Raw genomic sequence first — 202 nt, 5'->3', positions numbered from 1 at the left:
CGCTGAAAAGCACTCCGAGAAGGACCGTGCAATAGAGCTTGAAATCAGGTGGCGATGGAACGACGGGGCATGAAAGGCCCCTCAACAAACGACCCGGGAGCGATCCCGTAGTAGAACTTGAGGGGAGCCGATGTCGCGTCGTGCGTTTTGAAAAACGAACCAGAGAGTGCACTTATTCGGCGAGTCTAACCCGGTTATCGGG

The 202-nt window shown here is 55.4% G+C and carries 1 rRNA gene; it reads left to right on the top strand.

What is annotated here, in order from left to right:
- Positions 1–202, top strand: a 23S ribosomal RNA gene (locus tag AUR64_RS21040); the annotation flags it as partial.

This window comes from Haloprofundus marisrubri (genome assembly GCF_001469955.1).
In the GTDB taxonomy this organism is placed as follows: domain Archaea; phylum Halobacteriota; class Halobacteria; order Halobacteriales; family Haloferacaceae; genus Haloprofundus; species Haloprofundus marisrubri.
Note: the sequence above shows the minus strand (reverse complement) of the source record. Positions and strands in the feature narration are given on the sequence as shown.